At 62.0% G+C, this 14,944-nt stretch carries 11 protein-coding genes; 5 read left to right on the top strand and 6 right to left on the bottom strand.

Annotated elements, in window-relative coordinates; all coding sequences use genetic code 11:
- Window positions 1-14 precede the first annotated feature (14 nt).
- From ACZ5BO_RS17725 to ACZ5BO_RS17735, 3 genes are read right to left on the bottom strand one after another with little or no spacing between them, the layout of a single operon-like run.
- Complete coding sequence (locus ACZ5BO_RS17725; RefSeq protein ID WP_464695912.1) at window positions 15-1,211, bottom strand: 3-deoxy-7-phosphoheptulonate synthase; 1,197 nt, start codon at window positions 1,209-1,211, stop codon at window positions 15-17.
- A gap of 25 nt (window positions 1,212-1,236) precedes the next feature.
- Window positions 1,237-1,728 (bottom strand): PhzA/PhzB family protein, encoded by a 492-nt coding sequence (locus ACZ5BO_RS17730; RefSeq protein ID WP_464695913.1) that lies wholly within the window; start codon window positions 1,726-1,728, stop codon window positions 1,237-1,239.
- Window positions 1,729-1,756: 28 nt separating this feature from the next.
- Window positions 1,757-2,248: a PhzA/PhzB family protein gene (locus ACZ5BO_RS17735; RefSeq protein WP_464695914.1), complete on the bottom strand. Its 492-nt coding sequence runs from the start codon at window positions 2,246-2,248 to the stop codon at window positions 1,757-1,759.
- A gap of 487 nt (window positions 2,249-2,735) precedes the next feature.
- Here ACZ5BO_RS17735 and ACZ5BO_RS17740 point away from each other — a divergent pair, with 487 nt between their 5' ends.
- Window positions 2,736-3,401, top strand: a complete 666-nt coding sequence (locus ACZ5BO_RS17740; RefSeq protein ID WP_464695915.1) for an autoinducer binding domain-containing protein — start codon at window positions 2,736-2,738, stop codon at window positions 3,399-3,401.
- A 163-nt stretch (window positions 3,402-3,564) separates the two neighbouring features.
- On the opposite strand, the gene ACZ5BO_RS17745 is transcribed toward ACZ5BO_RS17740, so the two are convergent.
- Both ACZ5BO_RS17745 and ACZ5BO_RS17750 read right to left on the bottom strand, forming a co-directional pair.
- On the bottom strand, window positions 3,565-4,155 hold the full coding sequence (locus ACZ5BO_RS17745; protein WP_464695916.1) for an acyl-homoserine-lactone synthase: 591 nt from the start codon (window positions 4,153-4,155) through the stop codon (window positions 3,565-3,567).
- Between the two features lie 317 nt (window positions 4,156-4,472).
- The gene (locus ACZ5BO_RS17750; RefSeq protein ID WP_464695918.1) at window positions 4,473-5,594 is read right to left on the bottom strand and encodes a hypothetical protein; all 1,122 of its coding nucleotides are present in this window, start codon (window positions 5,592-5,594) and stop codon (window positions 4,473-4,475) included.
- A 718-nt stretch (window positions 5,595-6,312) separates the two neighbouring features.
- Between ACZ5BO_RS17750 and ACZ5BO_RS17755 the strand changes: the two genes are divergently transcribed.
- Complete coding sequence (locus ACZ5BO_RS17755; RefSeq protein WP_025128924.1) at window positions 6,313-8,028, top strand: SulP family inorganic anion transporter; 1,716 nt, start codon at window positions 6,313-6,315, stop codon at window positions 8,026-8,028.
- A 116-nt stretch (window positions 8,029-8,144) separates the two neighbouring features.
- Here the strand turns inward: ACZ5BO_RS17755 and ACZ5BO_RS17760 are convergent, their stop codons facing one another.
- Window positions 8,145-8,804, bottom strand: coding sequence for a hypothetical protein (locus ACZ5BO_RS17760; protein ID WP_464695919.1), 660 nt, complete (start codon window positions 8,802-8,804; stop codon window positions 8,145-8,147).
- Window positions 8,805-9,209: 405 nt separating this feature from the next.
- Between ACZ5BO_RS17760 and ACZ5BO_RS17765 the strand changes: the two genes are divergently transcribed.
- From ACZ5BO_RS17765 to ACZ5BO_RS17775, 3 genes are read left to right on the top strand one after another with little or no spacing between them, the layout of a single operon-like run.
- Window positions 9,210-11,354, top strand: coding sequence for a type I secretion system permease/ATPase (locus ACZ5BO_RS17765; protein ID WP_464695920.1), 2,145 nt, complete (start codon window positions 9,210-9,212; stop codon window positions 11,352-11,354).
- On the top strand, window positions 11,351-12,724 hold the full coding sequence (locus tag ACZ5BO_RS17770) for an HlyD family type I secretion periplasmic adaptor subunit (RefSeq protein ID WP_464695921.1): 1,374 nt from the start codon (window positions 11,351-11,353) through the stop codon (window positions 12,722-12,724). Before ACZ5BO_RS17765 ends, ACZ5BO_RS17770 begins: the two co-directional genes overlap by 4 nt.
- A 2-nt stretch (window positions 12,725-12,726) precedes the next feature.
- Entirely contained in the window at window positions 12,727-14,868 is a 2,142-nt protein-coding gene (locus tag ACZ5BO_RS17775) for a type I secretion system permease/ATPase (protein ID WP_464695922.1), read from the top strand.
- Window positions 14,869-14,944: the final 76 nt, after the last annotated feature.

The raw sequence follows: 14,944 nt of genomic DNA on the forward strand, positions 1-14,944 counted from the left end.
GCGACGAACTCCAGTCAGAAAATGGCAGCGGTGGGCGCGGTTTTCCAAGCCATGACCGCGGTGACGGCCTGCCAGGGAGTCAGGCGCGGATCGCACAGGCTCTTGTAGTGGCTGGCGACCTGGTCCAGCCCCAGGGCATCGGAAACGCATTCGCTGACCTCATCCGGGGTGGTCTCCAGGTGCAGGCCGGCGGCCACGCCCCCGGCCGAGGTGACGGCGTGCTTGAAATTGATGATTTCTTCGGTGATGGTCCGCACCATGCGGGTCTTGTTGCCGCAGGGGGCGACGATGGTATTGCCGTGCATCGGGTCGCTCAGCCAGATGATCTGGTGACCGGCGCTGCGAACGGCCGCCACCAGGGGCGGCAGTCGATCCCCGACCTTGTGCGCGCCCATGCGGGCGATCAGGGTCAGCCGACCGGGCTCGCGCCGTGGATCCAGGCGTTCGCACAGGCTCAGCAACTGGTCCCGGGTAATGTCCGGGCCGATCTTGCAGGCCACCGGGTTGAGCACTTCGCTGAGCAGGGCCACGTGGGCGCCGGCCAACTGGCGGGTGCGTTCGCCGATCCACGGCCAGTGGGTCGAGCCGAGAAAGACCCGGCCCTGGTGATCCTGGCGAACCTGGGGCAACTCGTAGTCGAGCACCAGCATCTCGTGGCTGGTCCAGGCTGGCGAACCACACAATGGCTCCTGGTTTGCCGGCTCGTTCCAGCCCAGGTGCTGCAGGATGTCATGGGCCGCGTGGTAGCCGCGCACCAGGCGCTGGGCATCATGCTGGCGATGGCTGCCCAGGGCCTCGCGGCCGTTGACCATGTCACCGCGATACACCGGCAACTCGACGTTGCCGATGCGCTCGCTGTTGCTGGAGCGCGGCTTGGCGAATTGCCCGGCAATCCGTCCCACCCGCACCACCGGCTGCTGGGTGACCAGGCGCAACGCACCGGCCAGGATGTCCAGGACCGCGGCTTTTCGCGCCACGTGGGCGGGAGAGCTTTCATCCATGTCTTCGGCGCAGTCACCGGACTGGATAATCATCGCCTCGCCAGCCGCGACTCTGGCCAGAGTGGCGCGCAGCACCAGAATGTCCTCGACTCGAATCAAGGGCGCGCTGTCCCTGAGATAGGCCTGCGCATCGTGCAGTTGTGAGGGCTCGCTCCATTGAGGTTGCTGGAACGCTTCACAACTTAGAACCCGTTTCAGTAAGTCTTCCATGATGCGATCACTCTCCCAGGGGGGATTAAGTAGGTAAGCCTTCGCGCTTGATTTGCGGCACGGGAATACCTAGGGCGCGCAACTGCTGGAAGACATTCATGAACTCGCGGTTCTGTTTTATCTTGCCGTCCTGCAACTCGAAAGAATGCAGGAAGTGATTCTCGTAATAACCTTCCGGGTACCCGGGAAACAGGATCTTGCCGTGGCCATCACATTCGACCCAGATATGGTTGGGGTCATCGGTTTCAAATATCTTGATGTTGTACCACTCCCAATCCGGGAAGCATCTGAGTGACCAGACCGCATGTTCGGCCAACTTTGCCTTGCCGTTGATGGCAATGGGGGCGCCGGTGTCCGTGGTCCACAGACCGCCGGAGCCATCTTCGGTAAACAGTTCGTGGCGCCGCAGGCGAGCCTGGCCCTGGGTATGCATGTATTGCTCGACCGTAGCGCGGTTTTTGCGTCTAAGTTCAGTGTCGTCGTGTTGGTTTAGTTGACGGGCTGGACTATTTGGCATGCGGAAATCTCCTATAGCAAGATGGGGTTTATGACGCAGGAATACCTTCGCGCTTGATCTTCGGTAGCGGAATGCCAAGACCACGAAGTTGCTCGAAGGGGTTCATGAATTCACGGCTCTGAGTGATCTTGCCGTTGTCCAGCTCGAATGAATGAATGTAATGATTTTCGCAATAGCCTTCGGGATAACCGGGCACCCGGGTCTTGCCGCGGCCATCGCTTTCCACCCAGAAATGGTTGGGGTTATCGGTGGCGAATACCCGGACATTGTGGAACTGCCAATCAGGAAAACACTTCTCTACCCAGGCTCCGAGGGCGGCGAGCTTGGCCTGGCCCTTGATTTCCAGCGGTTTTCCGCTCTCGGTGTTCCAGGAGCCAAGGCTGCCGTCGTGGGTGAAGAGTTCATGGCGGCGCAGGCGATCCTTGCCATTAGTGCCCATGTACTGTTCGACGGTGGCACGGTTTTTTCTGCGCAGTTCAAGTTGATCGTTAAATCCGTTGGCAGCTGTTGAAGCGGGCATGGGCAGCCTCCTCAGTTGTTTGAGTCATGAACCAATGATTTCGCTATTATAAAAAAAGTGCCGGGTTGATTGGCGCCAGGCGAAAGCCGTTACTTGCTTAAGCGATGCACTGTTTCGGCGGTGAGTGGAGGTTGTTTATACACTTGCATTTGTTGATGCTGGAACTACCAGATTTTGTAGTGAAAAGACCGCAGGGAGTTCGACCCAATGGACTGTTTCAGTATCGTGAAGTGATCAGGGCGTTGGTCGTCTGAATCGCAGTAGTGGCCCCGCAATATCAAGCATGACTGATGGCTATGGAGCCCAACTAGATAGTAGGGCTGCAGTATTAGTTCGAAGCAATCTATGGTTGTTCTGAATTAACTGTTGACATGAGTTCGGCTTGGTCTAGTCTCACGTCCTCCTTCAAACTTTAGTGGTGTTCAAAATGGAGTTAGGACAGCTGTTTGGATGGGATGCCTATTTTTACAGTATCTTTACGCAAGCCATGAGCGCCGAAGAGTTCACGGCGGTGGCGATCAGAGTACTGCAGGAACTGGGCTTTGATTTCTTTGCCTATGGCATGTGCAGCGCGACACCGTTCATGCGGCCCAAGACTTATATACACAGCAATTACCCTGTGGACTGGGTGCAGCACTACCAAGCACAGAACTACGCCCTGATCGACCCCACGGTGAAGCACAGTAAAGTTTCGTCGGCGCCGATCCTGTGGGGTAACGAGTTGTTCCGGGAATGCCCGCAGTTGTGGTCCGAGGCCAGGGACTCGGGCCTGTGCCACGGCCTGGCGCAACCGTCGTTCAATGGCCAGGGGCGGGTCGGCTTGCTGAGCCTGGCACGCAGGAACAAGGCCATCAGCCTTGAGGAACTCGAAGCCTTGAGGCCGGTGACCAAGGCATTTGCCGCCGCGGTTCATGAGAAGATCGGCCAACTGGAAAACGACCACCGTCTCGCCAAGGCCATCGTCGAGTTCAGTGGGCGTGAATGTGATGTGCTGCGCTGGACCGCCGACGGCAAGACCTCGGAGGAGATCGGCGTGATCATGGGGGTATGCACCGACACGGTGAATTACCACCACCGCAACATCCAGCGCAAGATCGGCGCCAGCAACCGGGTGCAGGCCGTGTCCTACGCGGTTGCCCTGGGCTACATCTAGGTCCAGCGCGAAGGCCGAAGTTCGACTGCCAACTGCTGCCGACCTGGCACAGTGATCAGGGCCGAAGCCCTCCGGGTTAGGCCCACTGGCGGTGGAACACGGCGCCATTTTGCCGGGGCTCATCCCTTGCGTCCGGATCAATCTTGAGGTCCGGCCGTTCCAGTCAGGCGGTCTCTTGCAGCAACGCGTCAGGGGTGAACAGGGCAGGGGCGAGGGCGCCACCATGCTGTTCGCGGTGAGCCGACAACGCGATCGCGAGGATCTTTTCATCCTGGTGCACGGTGACCGGTCCCAGCGCCTCGTAGCGCACACCGTTGATTTTGTAATAGCGCTGCATGGTCCTGTTGACGACCCCAACTATTGTGTCGGCCCCTGCAAGGCTGGCGAGTTTGAGGCTGTACCAGAACAGCGGCATGGCCAGTTGCGGCTCGCAGGTGGTAAAGCGGGACATTTCCCAGATCGCCGGATGCCGGGGGGGCGCCCCGGCACAGGCTTGGCTGAACACCCCCTCAAGCAAGTTGGGAAATGTGCTGGGTATCAGGCGGGCGCAGCCAATGATTGCGCCCTGCGGGTCGAATGCCAGCACGTAGCGGGCATGCGGGGTGTCGTACTGATCCCATTCACATCGGTCCGGGTGCGGATGGGCTGGCAAGTGCCAGCCCAGTTTCACGACAAACTGCTCATACCGAAAGCGACCGAGCATCCATCGCAGCGCGTCGCTCATGTCATTCAGCGAGTGCTCTTCCATGTGCATGGCTGGAGATTCCTGGCGGATAGGGGCAGTTTTTTATAGAGGACTTGCAGCGGCTTGGCACCTACAAGATTTGGTAGTGCCCTGGGTCGGCAAGTGGCGCACGTACTGGCGCCGATGACCGTGGTCGCAGCGGCAACGGCTACAACCGCGACCGTGTTTGCCCCATGCGTCCCGGGGATACCCAGGCCCCGGGACCGGCCATGGCAGGGCTGTCGGGCGACCGGCGCAGGGGCAATACCGGCCGCTGCAGGCGCCCGAAGCAGGCAGCCAGGCTGCCCGTGGCCTTTGCCAATGCCTGGCCACGGGCAGCCCGGGGCTCAATTGCCGCGGTGGAAGGCTTGCTCGGCAGGCAGCAGGGGGATTTTCATCGACGCCGGTGCCTCGACGCTGAAACTCTTGAGCTTGAAGGTCGTGCTGTTTGTCTTGAACACCGTTGGGTAGTTCTTCTTGGTCCAGGCGTTCCAACTGGCCACGCCCATGGCCATCTGCAGCGAATAGTCCAGCGAGTTGAAGCCGGGAGTGAAGGGCTGGTTGGATTGCAGATTGCGGTAGAACGGCGCTACCGCCACCTCATTCACCACGCACCCGGGCACACGCCCGTAGGTTTCGTTGATGCTGCCGCTGGGCTTGATCACTTCCAGGCAGTTGTCAGCGGGCTTGGGGTTAAAGTCCGGCCCGGGCTTTCCTCGGGTATCCATGGCCCGGCTGTGGCAGCTCATGCAACTGGACAGTGGACTGTCGACCGGGCCGTTCATGCGAGCCAGGTAACCTAGCTGGTCATCCGGTGCGCGTTTGGCGAACAGCGCCTTGGCCTCGGGATTGATCCAGCTTTCCTCAGGGCGTTTACCGGCCTGGTAGTCGGCGTAGGTGAAGCCAGGCGAGTTGCCCCACTCCAGGCCCACGGGAATCAGGTTCTCCCAATAGTTGGCCGCGCCCCGGGAACCGTTGAACACGAAGGTCGCGAATACCCAGCCGCTGTGAGTGGCATCGGCCTGTTCCTTGACCGCGATATCCATCTGCAGCAGGCGCAGGCTTTTCGGCTGGCCGTTGCCGGCTATATCCGCTTGCCACTGCAGGTTGTTGCCCTTGAGGTAGGGCGCCTCGCTATCGGTGGCATCGGTGAACAGCAGCTTGGCGGTGACCGTGCCCACCGGGAACACGGCACTGGTGGTGCTCGGCCGCACCGAGCCTTGCCACACCTTGCCGAAGGTACTGCCACCCAAGTCATTGTAGAAACCCACGGCCCAATTGCTGGTGCGCCGAGTCTGGTTCGGCCCGAGCTCGTGCAGGCGGCTGCCTCTTTCCATGGTCAGCCCATGAACGGGTTCGCGCTTTTCATGCATCCACGGGGCGTGATACCAGCGCCGCACGCTGTTCCTTTGCAATTCCCAGTCGACCTCGGTGTTGCCCTCAACGACATAACTCAGGACTTCGGCCATGTACTTCTGCGGGTCGCTCTTGTAGTTGGTGGCGCTCCATGGAAAGTGCGGCGTGCTGGCGAGCGGGCTGACCGGGTATTGGTTACTGATGGCGAAGCAGGGAAAACCGCTGATGCAGGGAGCCCTGGCGGAGGTGTTGAATTGCTGTTTGGCAGCCTGCTCATAGTCGCCATTGGACAGCGCATGGGCGTCGAGGGTTTAGACGGTCGGTAGGGTGAAGGCGGTGCAAAGCAGTAAGGATCTGTATGACATAGCGCTCTCCTTGGCCATGAGTCATTGCGATCAAGCTTGACTGCGCAGGGCGGCTTGGGCGCGCTACTCCAGGCATTAACAGCTATAAGTGGGAAGCCGAGTGCCGATGGCGAACGTCCATGCACAGCAGAACAGTAGTTGAAAAAATGCCCTTGTGCGTGGCCCCGAGAACGCGAAGGAGGGGGCCGGGCCCAGCCAGGCCGGCGGACAATCGCTATCCTGCAAGTCCGTGATGGGCGGCCGGGGCAGGGCGCGCAGGGGTGGCCCCTGCCAATTATTGAGGGAAATGAGTACCGGGCTTGCCAGCGCCCCTTGAACATTGACCTGGATCGACCTAAAAGCTGCTCCAGCTCATGGCTATCACGCGGCCAATTCGCTTGAATAGCGCCCCGCATCGCCTGGCCAACGAGATGGCTTGCCAGGGCGTGGCCGAATAAAAATATGCACCACTTAGAAAGGACTCTGCATGTCGCTCTTGCGTTGGTTATCTGGTCTGTCCAACTTGTTGCACTATCGCCGCGAGTGGTTGCGCGCCGACCTGCGTGCCGGCCTGTCCGTGGCCGCCATCCAGATCCCCATCGCCATCGCCTACGCCCAGATCGTCGGCCTGCCCCCGCAGTACGGGCTTTACGCCTGTGTATTGCCGATGATCGTCTATGCCCTGATCGGCAGCTCGCGGCAGTTGATGGTCGGCCCCGACGCCGCGACCTGCGCCATGCTCGGTGGGGCAGTGGCGCCCCTGGCCATGGGCGACCTGCAGCGCACCGTCGAATTGTCGATGATCGTCACCGTGCTGGTGGGCCTGATGCTGATCGCCGCCGGTATCGCCCGGGCGGGGTTTATTGCCAGTTTCTTCTCGCGGCCCATTCTCATCGGCTACCTCAACGGTATCGGCCTGAGCCTGATTGCCGGGCAGATGGGCAAGGTGGTGGGGTTCCAGATCGAAGGCGAGGGGTTCATCCTCGGCCTGCTGGATTTTCTCCAGCGCCTGGGCGAGATCCATTGGCTGACCCTGGCCATTGGCCTGGTCAGCCTCGGCCTGCTGATCTGGCTGCCGCGGCGCTACCCGCGCTTGCCGGCGGCGATGGTGACGGTGGCGGTCTTCACCTTGCTGGTCGGGCTGTTTGGGCTCGATCACTTCGGCGTCGCCATCCTGGGCCATGTGCCCGCCGGAATCCCCGAGCTGTCCTGGCCCAAGACCACCCTGGAAGAAAGCAAGAGCCTGCTGCGCGATGCCCTTGGGATTGCCACGGTCAGCTTCTGCAGCGCCATGCTCACGGCCCGCAGTTTCGCTGCGCGCCACGGCTACGCGATCAATGCCAACCACGAGTTCATCGCCCTGGGCATGAGCAACCTGGCGGCCGGTGCCTCGCAGGGGTTCGCCATCAGCGGGGCGGATTCGCGTACCGCGGTCAACGACATGGCCGGAGGCAAGAGCCAGTTGGTCGGGATCATCGCCGCTGTGGTGATCGCGTTGATCCTGTTGTTCTTCACCGCGCCCATGGCGTGGATCCCGCAACCGGCCCTGGGCGCGGTGCTGTTGATGGCCGGCTGGGGCCTGATCGACATCAAGTCCCTCAAGCAGATCTACACACTCAGTCGCTTCGAGTTCTGGCTGTGCCTGCTGACCACTGTCAGCGTGCTTGGCTTGGGCGTGCTGCCGGGCATCATGTTTGCCGTGACCCTGGCCATCCTGCGCCTGCTGTACAGCATCTACCAACCGACAGATGCAGTGCTGGGCTGGATGCCCGGCATCGAGGGCCAAGTCGATATCAGACGCTACCCGCAGGCCCGTACCGTCCCCGGCCTGGTGGTGTATCGCTTCGACGAGGCGATCCTGTTCTTCAACGCCGATTACTTCAAGATGCGCCTGCTCGACACGGTCCAGCGTGCGACCAAGCCCGAATTGGTGCTGTTCAACGCCGAGGCGGTCAACGACATCGATGTCAGCGGCATCGCGGTGCTGCGTGAGGTCCGCGATACCCTGGCCGCCCAGGGCGTGCACTTCGCCATTGCCCGGGCACGGGGCACCTTCCTGAGCATGCTCAAACGCTCGGGAATGGCCGCAGAGATGGATGACCCACTCCTGTTCACTTCAGTGCGCTCAGGGATAAGGACCTACCGGGTATGGCGCAACAGTATGCGCAAGAGCAATCCCCCGGAGGGGGGAGGAGAAGGCTAGCCAGCGGGGAGTTGCCCTAGCCGGCGGATTGATCGAGTTGCAAGCGGTCGAGGAAACCGTGATCAGCATCAGCACGGCATGCCCAGGTACACCGGGCATGCTGCTCATCAACGGCCTTACTGAGTGATGGTCATGCTGCTGGTGGCCTGGACCGAGCCGTAGCGGATGCGCGGATACGTCGGATCGGCGTAGCTGAAATCCATGACGGTGCCGATGGAGCCGTTAAACATCGCCAGGCAACTGAAGTTCACCGCCACCTGGCCGCCATAAGGCGTTACCCCTATGGCGACCTGGGTCGGCCCGGTCCATTCGATCTTGCAAGCCAGCGAGCTGCCGGCCGCGCCGCCATTGTATCCGCGGCAATTCAAGGTGGCATTGCCATTGCTGCTGCTGGGAAACCCGGCCCATTTTGCAATCGCCAGGTTGGCCGAGCATGAAGTGTTGACGCTACTGGCTCCCGGAGCGAGCTTGTACACCCCGGATGGCGGTGAAAGCGTTGCCGTTACCGGCGTCAATGGCAGGGCCGCAAGACGCAAGGCCGCCTGGTTTTCAACGACCGTCGTCGGCGACGGCGGGAGCTTGCACACCACCACGGCGCCGACGTCTTCAGACTTTTTCAACTCACCAAGCGCAGTAATATCAGTGCCGCCTTTGGATTCACAGAACAGCTTTCTCAACTGGGCTTTTTCTTCGAGATCGGCCGTGGACGAAGCCTGGACCCAAGGAGAAAGTGCCAAGCCGATGGCTCCTGCCAGCAACAGACGAGAGAGACTCATGATCGATTCCTTATCGGGGGTGTAAGGCTCAGCAAGATAGAGGCGGCAACCGGGTTATTTAATGACAAAAGCTCGGGTGTTGAATGGGGTGGCCGCCGCCAGGTCCTGGAGCACGACGCAATCTGCCCGAGTGCCTCCATGGCTGATCCGGCGTCAACACCGCGTCGCCTTCGGCTTCGTCTGGCGCAAGGCGCAACGCTTGAGGGCCGACAAGGGCCATGACAGCGAACGGGGCGGCCTCTCTTCGGCGCCGAAGTGGCGCTTCGCGCAGTCGGCTATCAATTTCTAGTTAACGACCGTTAACGAATCTCCTGATTATCAGCCTCAAGCCGCTCTCTCAGAATCCATTCATCCCACCAAGTCCCATGCGGCCGGTGGATTGCTCCGGTGAATGGAAGAGCTTCAATGACGTCATCAACTGCTGCCCCTGAAACGCTCAGTGCGACACCGGTGAGTCCCCGAGGGCTCAGTGATGTGCACTCAGCATTGCGCTGCTGTCACTTGTTGCTGCAACTGCATCAGGATCGGGTGCCATTGGCCGCCGATGGGCATGCCCGTGGAAGCGTGCGCCAGTCGGTGAATAGCTACGCGACCGCTTGCGGCGTCGATTTGCGTCTGGGGCGACTGAATCTGCTCGCTCTCAAGCCAAAGATGCTTCCACTGGCCTGGCGTACCCCCGCGGGTGACTACGCCCTCCTGGCGCGCTTGTCACCGACCCAGGCACTGGTGCAATCACCGCAGTCCAGCACGCCGCAGATTCTCAGTCGTCAACAGTTGCAGCAGGCCTGGACGGGCGAGGTCATCCGGCTACGACAAGGTGGCCTGCGTTTTGACCTTTCCTGGTTCATTCCCGAGCTGCTGCGCCATCGTCGAATTCTGGGTGAGGTACTCCTGTGTTCGTTGCTGCTCCAGGTGCTGGCCCTGGCAACACCCCTGTTCTTTCAGGCGGTGATGGACAAGGTCATGGTCCACCGTGCGCTGGCATCCTTGGATGTGCTGGTGCTCGCGCTGGTGCTGGTTGGTGTGTTCGAGGTCCTGCTCAAAGGCCTGCGGGAGTATCTTTCAGCGCACACCGCCAACCGCATTGATATCGGACTTGGGGTCAAACTGTTTCGCCATCTATTGGGCCTGCCGTTGCTCTATTTCAAGCAGCGACAGGTCGGCGCGATCATTGCCAGGGTCCAGGAGCTGGACGGAATTCGTGAGTTTCTCACCGGATCGTTGCTCACGCTGTGTGTCGATGTCGCCTTTTCGGTGGTGTTCTTCAGTGTCATGGCATGGATCTCCTGGCCGTTGACCTTGGTGGTACTGGCGACGTTGCCAGTGTATGCGGCTCTGGCCTGGGCCAGCGCCGGCCCGCTGGAGAGGCGTATCGAGCGGCAGTTCCAGACCACCGCCCGCAACACGGCCTTTCTCAACGAGACCGTCAGCAGCAGCGAAACCATCAAGAGCCTAGCGGTGGAACCGCGCATGCAACGGCGCTGGGAGGCGCAAACCGCCGAGATGGTCGAGGCCGGGTTTGCCAGCCAGAGCCTGGGGAGCGCCATCAGCCAGTGTGTGACCTTGTTGCAGAAAGTCACCGCGGTGGCGGTGATCTACTGGGGGGCGCACATGGTCATCGCCCTGGAGCTGACACTGGGGCAATTGATCGCCTTCAACATGATGCTGTCCCATGTCAGCCAGCCGTTGGCCAAGTTGATCGATGTCTGGCAGCAGTTCGTGCAGGTTCGCGTGTCGGTGGACAAGCTGGGTGACATGCTCAATCTCCCCGTCGAGCAGGCCCAGGGGCAACTGCGCCCTTGCGCGATATTGCGTGGCGAGGTTCGCATCGAACAACTGGCCTTCCGCTACCGTCCCGACCTGGACCTGGTGCTTGATGGGCTGGACCTGCACATCGAGGCGGGGCAGAGCCTGGGGATCGTCGGGCCATCCGGCTCAGGCAAGAGTACCTTGACCCGCCTGCTGCAGAAGCTCTACGTCCCCGACGCGGGGCGCATCCTGATCGATGGGCAGGTCCTGGAACAGTTGGACCCGGCCTGGCTGCGCAGTCAGGTCGGTGTGGTGCTGCAGGAAAACTATCTGTTCAACCGCAGCGTGCGTCAGAACATCGCCCTGCGTCACCCCACCGCGTCTCTGGAACGGGTCATCGAGATGGCGCGGCTGGCCGGCGCCCACGATTTCATACTGCAGCTGCCGCTGGGCTACGACACGGTGCTGGCCGAGGCTGGCAGTTCTTTGTCTGGCGGTCAGCGCCAACGCATCGCGATCGCCCGGGCGTTGATGGGCGACCCACGGATCCTGATATTCGACGAGGCCACCAGTGCACTGGACGATGAGTCCCAGGCGCTGATCCAGGACAACATGGCGCAGATCGCCGCGGGCCGGACAGTGATCGTCATCGCTCATCGGCTCACTGCAGTGCGTGACTGCCAGCGCATCATCGCCCTGGAGCATGGACGCATCAGTGAAAGCGGCAGCCACGCGCAACTGCTGGCCAAGGGTGGTTGCTACGCACGGTTGTGGACGATGCAGCAGGAGGTGCGGGCATGAACCGCAATCTTGCGGGTGTGTTCAGTCGACTGCGCGAGTTCTTGGGTAGAACCAGACGCACTCGGGACGAGTACGAGTTTCAACCGGGGTACCTGGAAATCGTCGAGCGTCCTCCAGCCCCATGGGCCCGTGGTACAGCCTGGTTACTGATCGGCACGGTGGTGATCGCCCTGGTCTGGGCGATCCTGGGCTTTCTGGATATCCACGCCAGCAGTACGGGGCGGCTGATCGTGTCCAGCTACACCAAAGTGGTCCAGGCCCATCAAGCGGGGGAGGTCAGCGCGATCTTCGTTCGTGAAGGCCAGCGGGTGCGCGCGGGAGCGCCACTGGTGGCCCTGAACCCCATCGGCGTCGATGCCGAGCTACGCGAGCTGCAGGCGCAACTGACCTTCAAACGCCTCGAAGTTGCCAGGGCCGAGGCACTGCTGAGCAGTGACCCGCTTGCCCACTATCAACCGCCGGCCGCCCTGTCTGCCGAGCAACTGACGGCCGCCCGCGCCCAACTGCACAGCACTTCGCGTGAAATCAACGCCAACCTCGACAGCCTCAAGGCAGAGATCAGCATCAACCTGGCCAACCAGCGCGCCCGCGCCGTGGAAATCGCTTCCCTGACCAAGCTGGCAAGCAATGTGCGGCTCCGTCTGCAGGCGCGGCGGGCCATGGCGGCCGAAGAGCTGATGCCCAGGGTCGAGTTGCTCGAGCAGGAAAAGGAACAGTTGGATGTGGAGCGCTCGCTGGCCCAGCAGCACGCCGAATTGAATGTGCTCAAGGCGCAAGCACGCAACCGCATCGAGCAGCGTGACAGCTACCTGGCCAAGACCCAGCGTGAACAGCATGAACTGGTCAACAGCAGCCGGCAGGATATCGCCGTGCTGCAGGAGCAGCTGGTGCGTGGGCGTGACCGGCAACGCCAGCAGACCCTGCTTGCGCCCGTGGATGGCGTGGTCCAGCAGTTGTCGGTGCACACCCTGGGAGGTGCCGTGCAGCCGGCGCAGCAGTTGCTGGTCGTGGTGCCGGACGGCAATGAACTGGACGCCGAGGTCATGGTGCTCAACAAGGACGTGGGCTTCGTCAAGGCCGGGCAGGCCGTCGAGGTGAAGGTCGATGCATTCCCCTACACCCGCTACGGCACCTTGCATGGCGAGGTGGTCCATGTCTCCCGGGACGCCATCAAGGATGAACAGCAAGGCCTGGTGTTTCCAACCCGGATACGCCTCGCGCGCACCAGTATCGCCGTCGACGAGCAGTGGCTGCCGTTGCAGGCGGGCATGAGTGTGACCGCGGAGATCCGCACCGGCGATCGACGGGTCATCGACTATCTGCTCAGCCCGATCCAGCAATACCAGTCCGAAGCCTTGCGGGAGCGCTGAGCATGAGCGAACTGTTCACCCATGAATCGCCGTCTCCACCGCAGCTGCTGGACACCGGCCTGAAGGCGCTGGCCTGGGCTGCGCGACGCTTCGAGATCGCGGCGGACGTTGCCCAGTTGCAGCATCGTCTGGGGCGCCTGGAGGGCATGGCAACGGCGATTGATTTGTGCCGCTGCGCAGGCTGGATCGGCCTGCGTGCCCGCCTGGTGCAGAGTACGCTCAAGCGCCTCGGCAACCTGCCACGGCCGGCACTGCTGGATACCCTGCACGGCTGGGCCGTGCTCGATGGCCTTGATGACGACCAGGTCACGCTGTACTGGCCACTGGAGGATCGTTGCCAGACCTTGAGCACGGATCTGCTGGGCGCACTCTGGCAGGGCACAGCCCTGCTCCTGGCGGACCGCCACGCTGCACTGCAGCCCCCGGGTTTCGGTATCGCCTGGTTCCTGCCGTCGATCGTCAAGCACATCAGGCAGTTTCGCAGTGTGCTGTTGGTGTCGTTGATGCTGCAACTGACGGCGCTGGTCACCCCGATGCTGTTCGAGAACATCATCGACCGGGTGCTGGTCAGTCGAGGGCTGTCGAGCCTGCAGGTGCTGGGGATGGCATTGCTGGCCCTGGCCTTGTTCGAACCCCTGTATGGGTTTGTGCGCAGCTGGCTGTTCTCCAACCTGGCGAGCAAGGTCAATGCCGAGTTGTCGGCGCGGCTCTACCAGCACCTGATCCAGCTGCCCCAGGGCTATTTCCAGCAACGCCAAACGGGCGAGATTATCGCTCGGGTCGGTGAGATGCAGCAGATCCGCCAGTTTCTCACCGGCTCGGCACTGACCCTGGTGCTGGACCTGGCGTTCTGCGGGTTGTTCATCGCGGTGATGTACAGCTATGCACCCACCCTGACCTGGGTAGTGCTCGGCTCGCTGGCCCTGTATTTCCTGTTCTGGCTGTGCGTGGGGCCCTTGCTGCGCAAGCGTGCCCTGCGCGAATACGAACGGGGCGCGGACAACACCGCCTTTCTCACCGAGACGGTGACGGGCATCGAGACGATCAAGACCAGTGCCACCGAAGAGGGCTTCCAGCAGCAGTGGCAACGCCGGTTGGCGGGCTACGTGCGCGCCGCGTTCTCGACGCGGCTGGTGGGCATCTGCGCCGGGCAGGGGATTGGCCTGATTCAGAAACTCACCGCCGCGTTGCTGCTGTGGTGGGGCGTGACCCTGGTGATGGACGGCCAGCTCAGCCCCGGTCAACTGGTGGCCTTCAACATGCTGGCCGGGCATGTGGTCGAGCCGATCCTGCGCCTGGCCCAGGTCTGGCAGGACTTCCAGCACACCCTGATCGCCCTGCGACGCTTGGGCGACATCCTCGACACCGAGTGCGAGAACGGCAGCGGTGGGCTGGCCTCGGTGCCGGCGCTGGCCGGCAGCGTGAGCTTCCAGGGCGTGCGGTTCCGCTATCACGAAGATGGCCAGGAGGTCCTGCGCAATCTCAGCGTGCAGATTGAACCGGGCGAGTTCGTCGGCATCACCGGGCCCTCCGGCTCCGGCAAGTCGACCCTGACCCGGCTGCTGCAGCGCCTGTACATCCCACAGCACGGACGGGTGATGGTCGATGGCATTGACCTGGCCATCGTCGACCCGGTGGCGCTGCGCCGCAACATGAGTGTGGTGTTGCAGGAGAGCGTGCTGTTCGCCGGTTCCATCATCGACAACATCCGCCTGTGCTGCCCGCAGGCCAGCGATGCGCAAGTCCGCGAGGCTGCGGCACTGGCCGGGGCTGATGGTTTCATCGAGGCCCTGGCACACGGCTACGAGACCCAGGTAGGCGAGCGGGGCGGCCAGCTTTCCGGAGGGCAGCGCCAACGCATCGCCCTGGCCCGGGCGTTGATCAGCAATCCGGCAATCCTGCTGCTGGACGAAGCGACCAGTGCCCTGGACTACGAGTCCGAAGCGGCGGTGATGGCCAACCTCATGCGCATCACCCAGGGGCGCACGGTGATCAGCGTCGCCCATCGCCTCAACACCTTGCGCCATGCCGACCGGATCCTGGTGATCGACCAGGGGCAGGTGGTGGAGCAGGGCAACCATGAACAATTGCTCGCACTTGGCGGTGTGTATGCCAGGCAATGGGCATTGCAGACGAAGGAGTGAAGTACGCCAACGGAGGGCGCCGGGCATGTCCCGACCTTGCAGAACTTCAGAATCTCAAAGCGGCTTAGCGAACCAC

Source organism: Pseudomonas sp. FFPRI_1 (assembly GCF_055384485.1).

Coding starts and splice junctions, on each gene's coding strand:
- ACZ5BO_RS17760 (WP_464695919.1), bottom strand. CDS start 8,804: ATGAGTCTCTCTCGTCTGTTGCTGGCAGGAGCCATCGGCTTGGCACTT.
- ACZ5BO_RS17770 (WP_464695921.1), top strand. CDS start 11,351: ATGAACCGCAATCTTGCGGGTGTGTTCAGTCGACTGCGCGAGTTCTTG.
- ACZ5BO_RS17740 (WP_464695915.1), top strand. CDS start 2,736: ATGAGCGCCGAAGAGTTCACGGCGGTGGCGATCAGAGTACTGCAGGAA.
- ACZ5BO_RS17745 (WP_464695916.1), bottom strand. CDS start 4,155: ATGCACATGGAAGAGCACTCGCTGAATGACATGAGCGACGCGCTGCGA.
- ACZ5BO_RS17735 (WP_464695914.1), bottom strand. CDS start 2,248: ATGCCCGCTTCAACAGCTGCCAACGGATTTAACGATCAACTTGAACTG.
- ACZ5BO_RS17755 (WP_025128924.1), top strand. CDS start 6,313: ATGTCGCTCTTGCGTTGGTTATCTGGTCTGTCCAACTTGTTGCACTAT.
- ACZ5BO_RS17730 (WP_464695913.1), bottom strand. CDS start 1,728: ATGCCAAATAGTCCAGCCCGTCAACTAAACCAACACGACGACACTGAA.
- ACZ5BO_RS17725 (WP_464695912.1), bottom strand. CDS start 1,211: ATGGAAGACTTACTGAAACGGGTTCTAAGTTGTGAAGCGTTCCAGCAA.
- ACZ5BO_RS17750 (WP_464695918.1), bottom strand. CDS start 5,594: ATGGCCGAAGTCCTGAGTTATGTCGTTGAGGGCAACACCGAGGTCGAC.
- ACZ5BO_RS17775 (WP_464695922.1), top strand. CDS start 12,727: ATGAGCGAACTGTTCACCCATGAATCGCCGTCTCCACCGCAGCTGCTG.
- ACZ5BO_RS17765 (WP_464695920.1), top strand. CDS start 9,210: ATGACGTCATCAACTGCTGCCCCTGAAACGCTCAGTGCGACACCGGTG.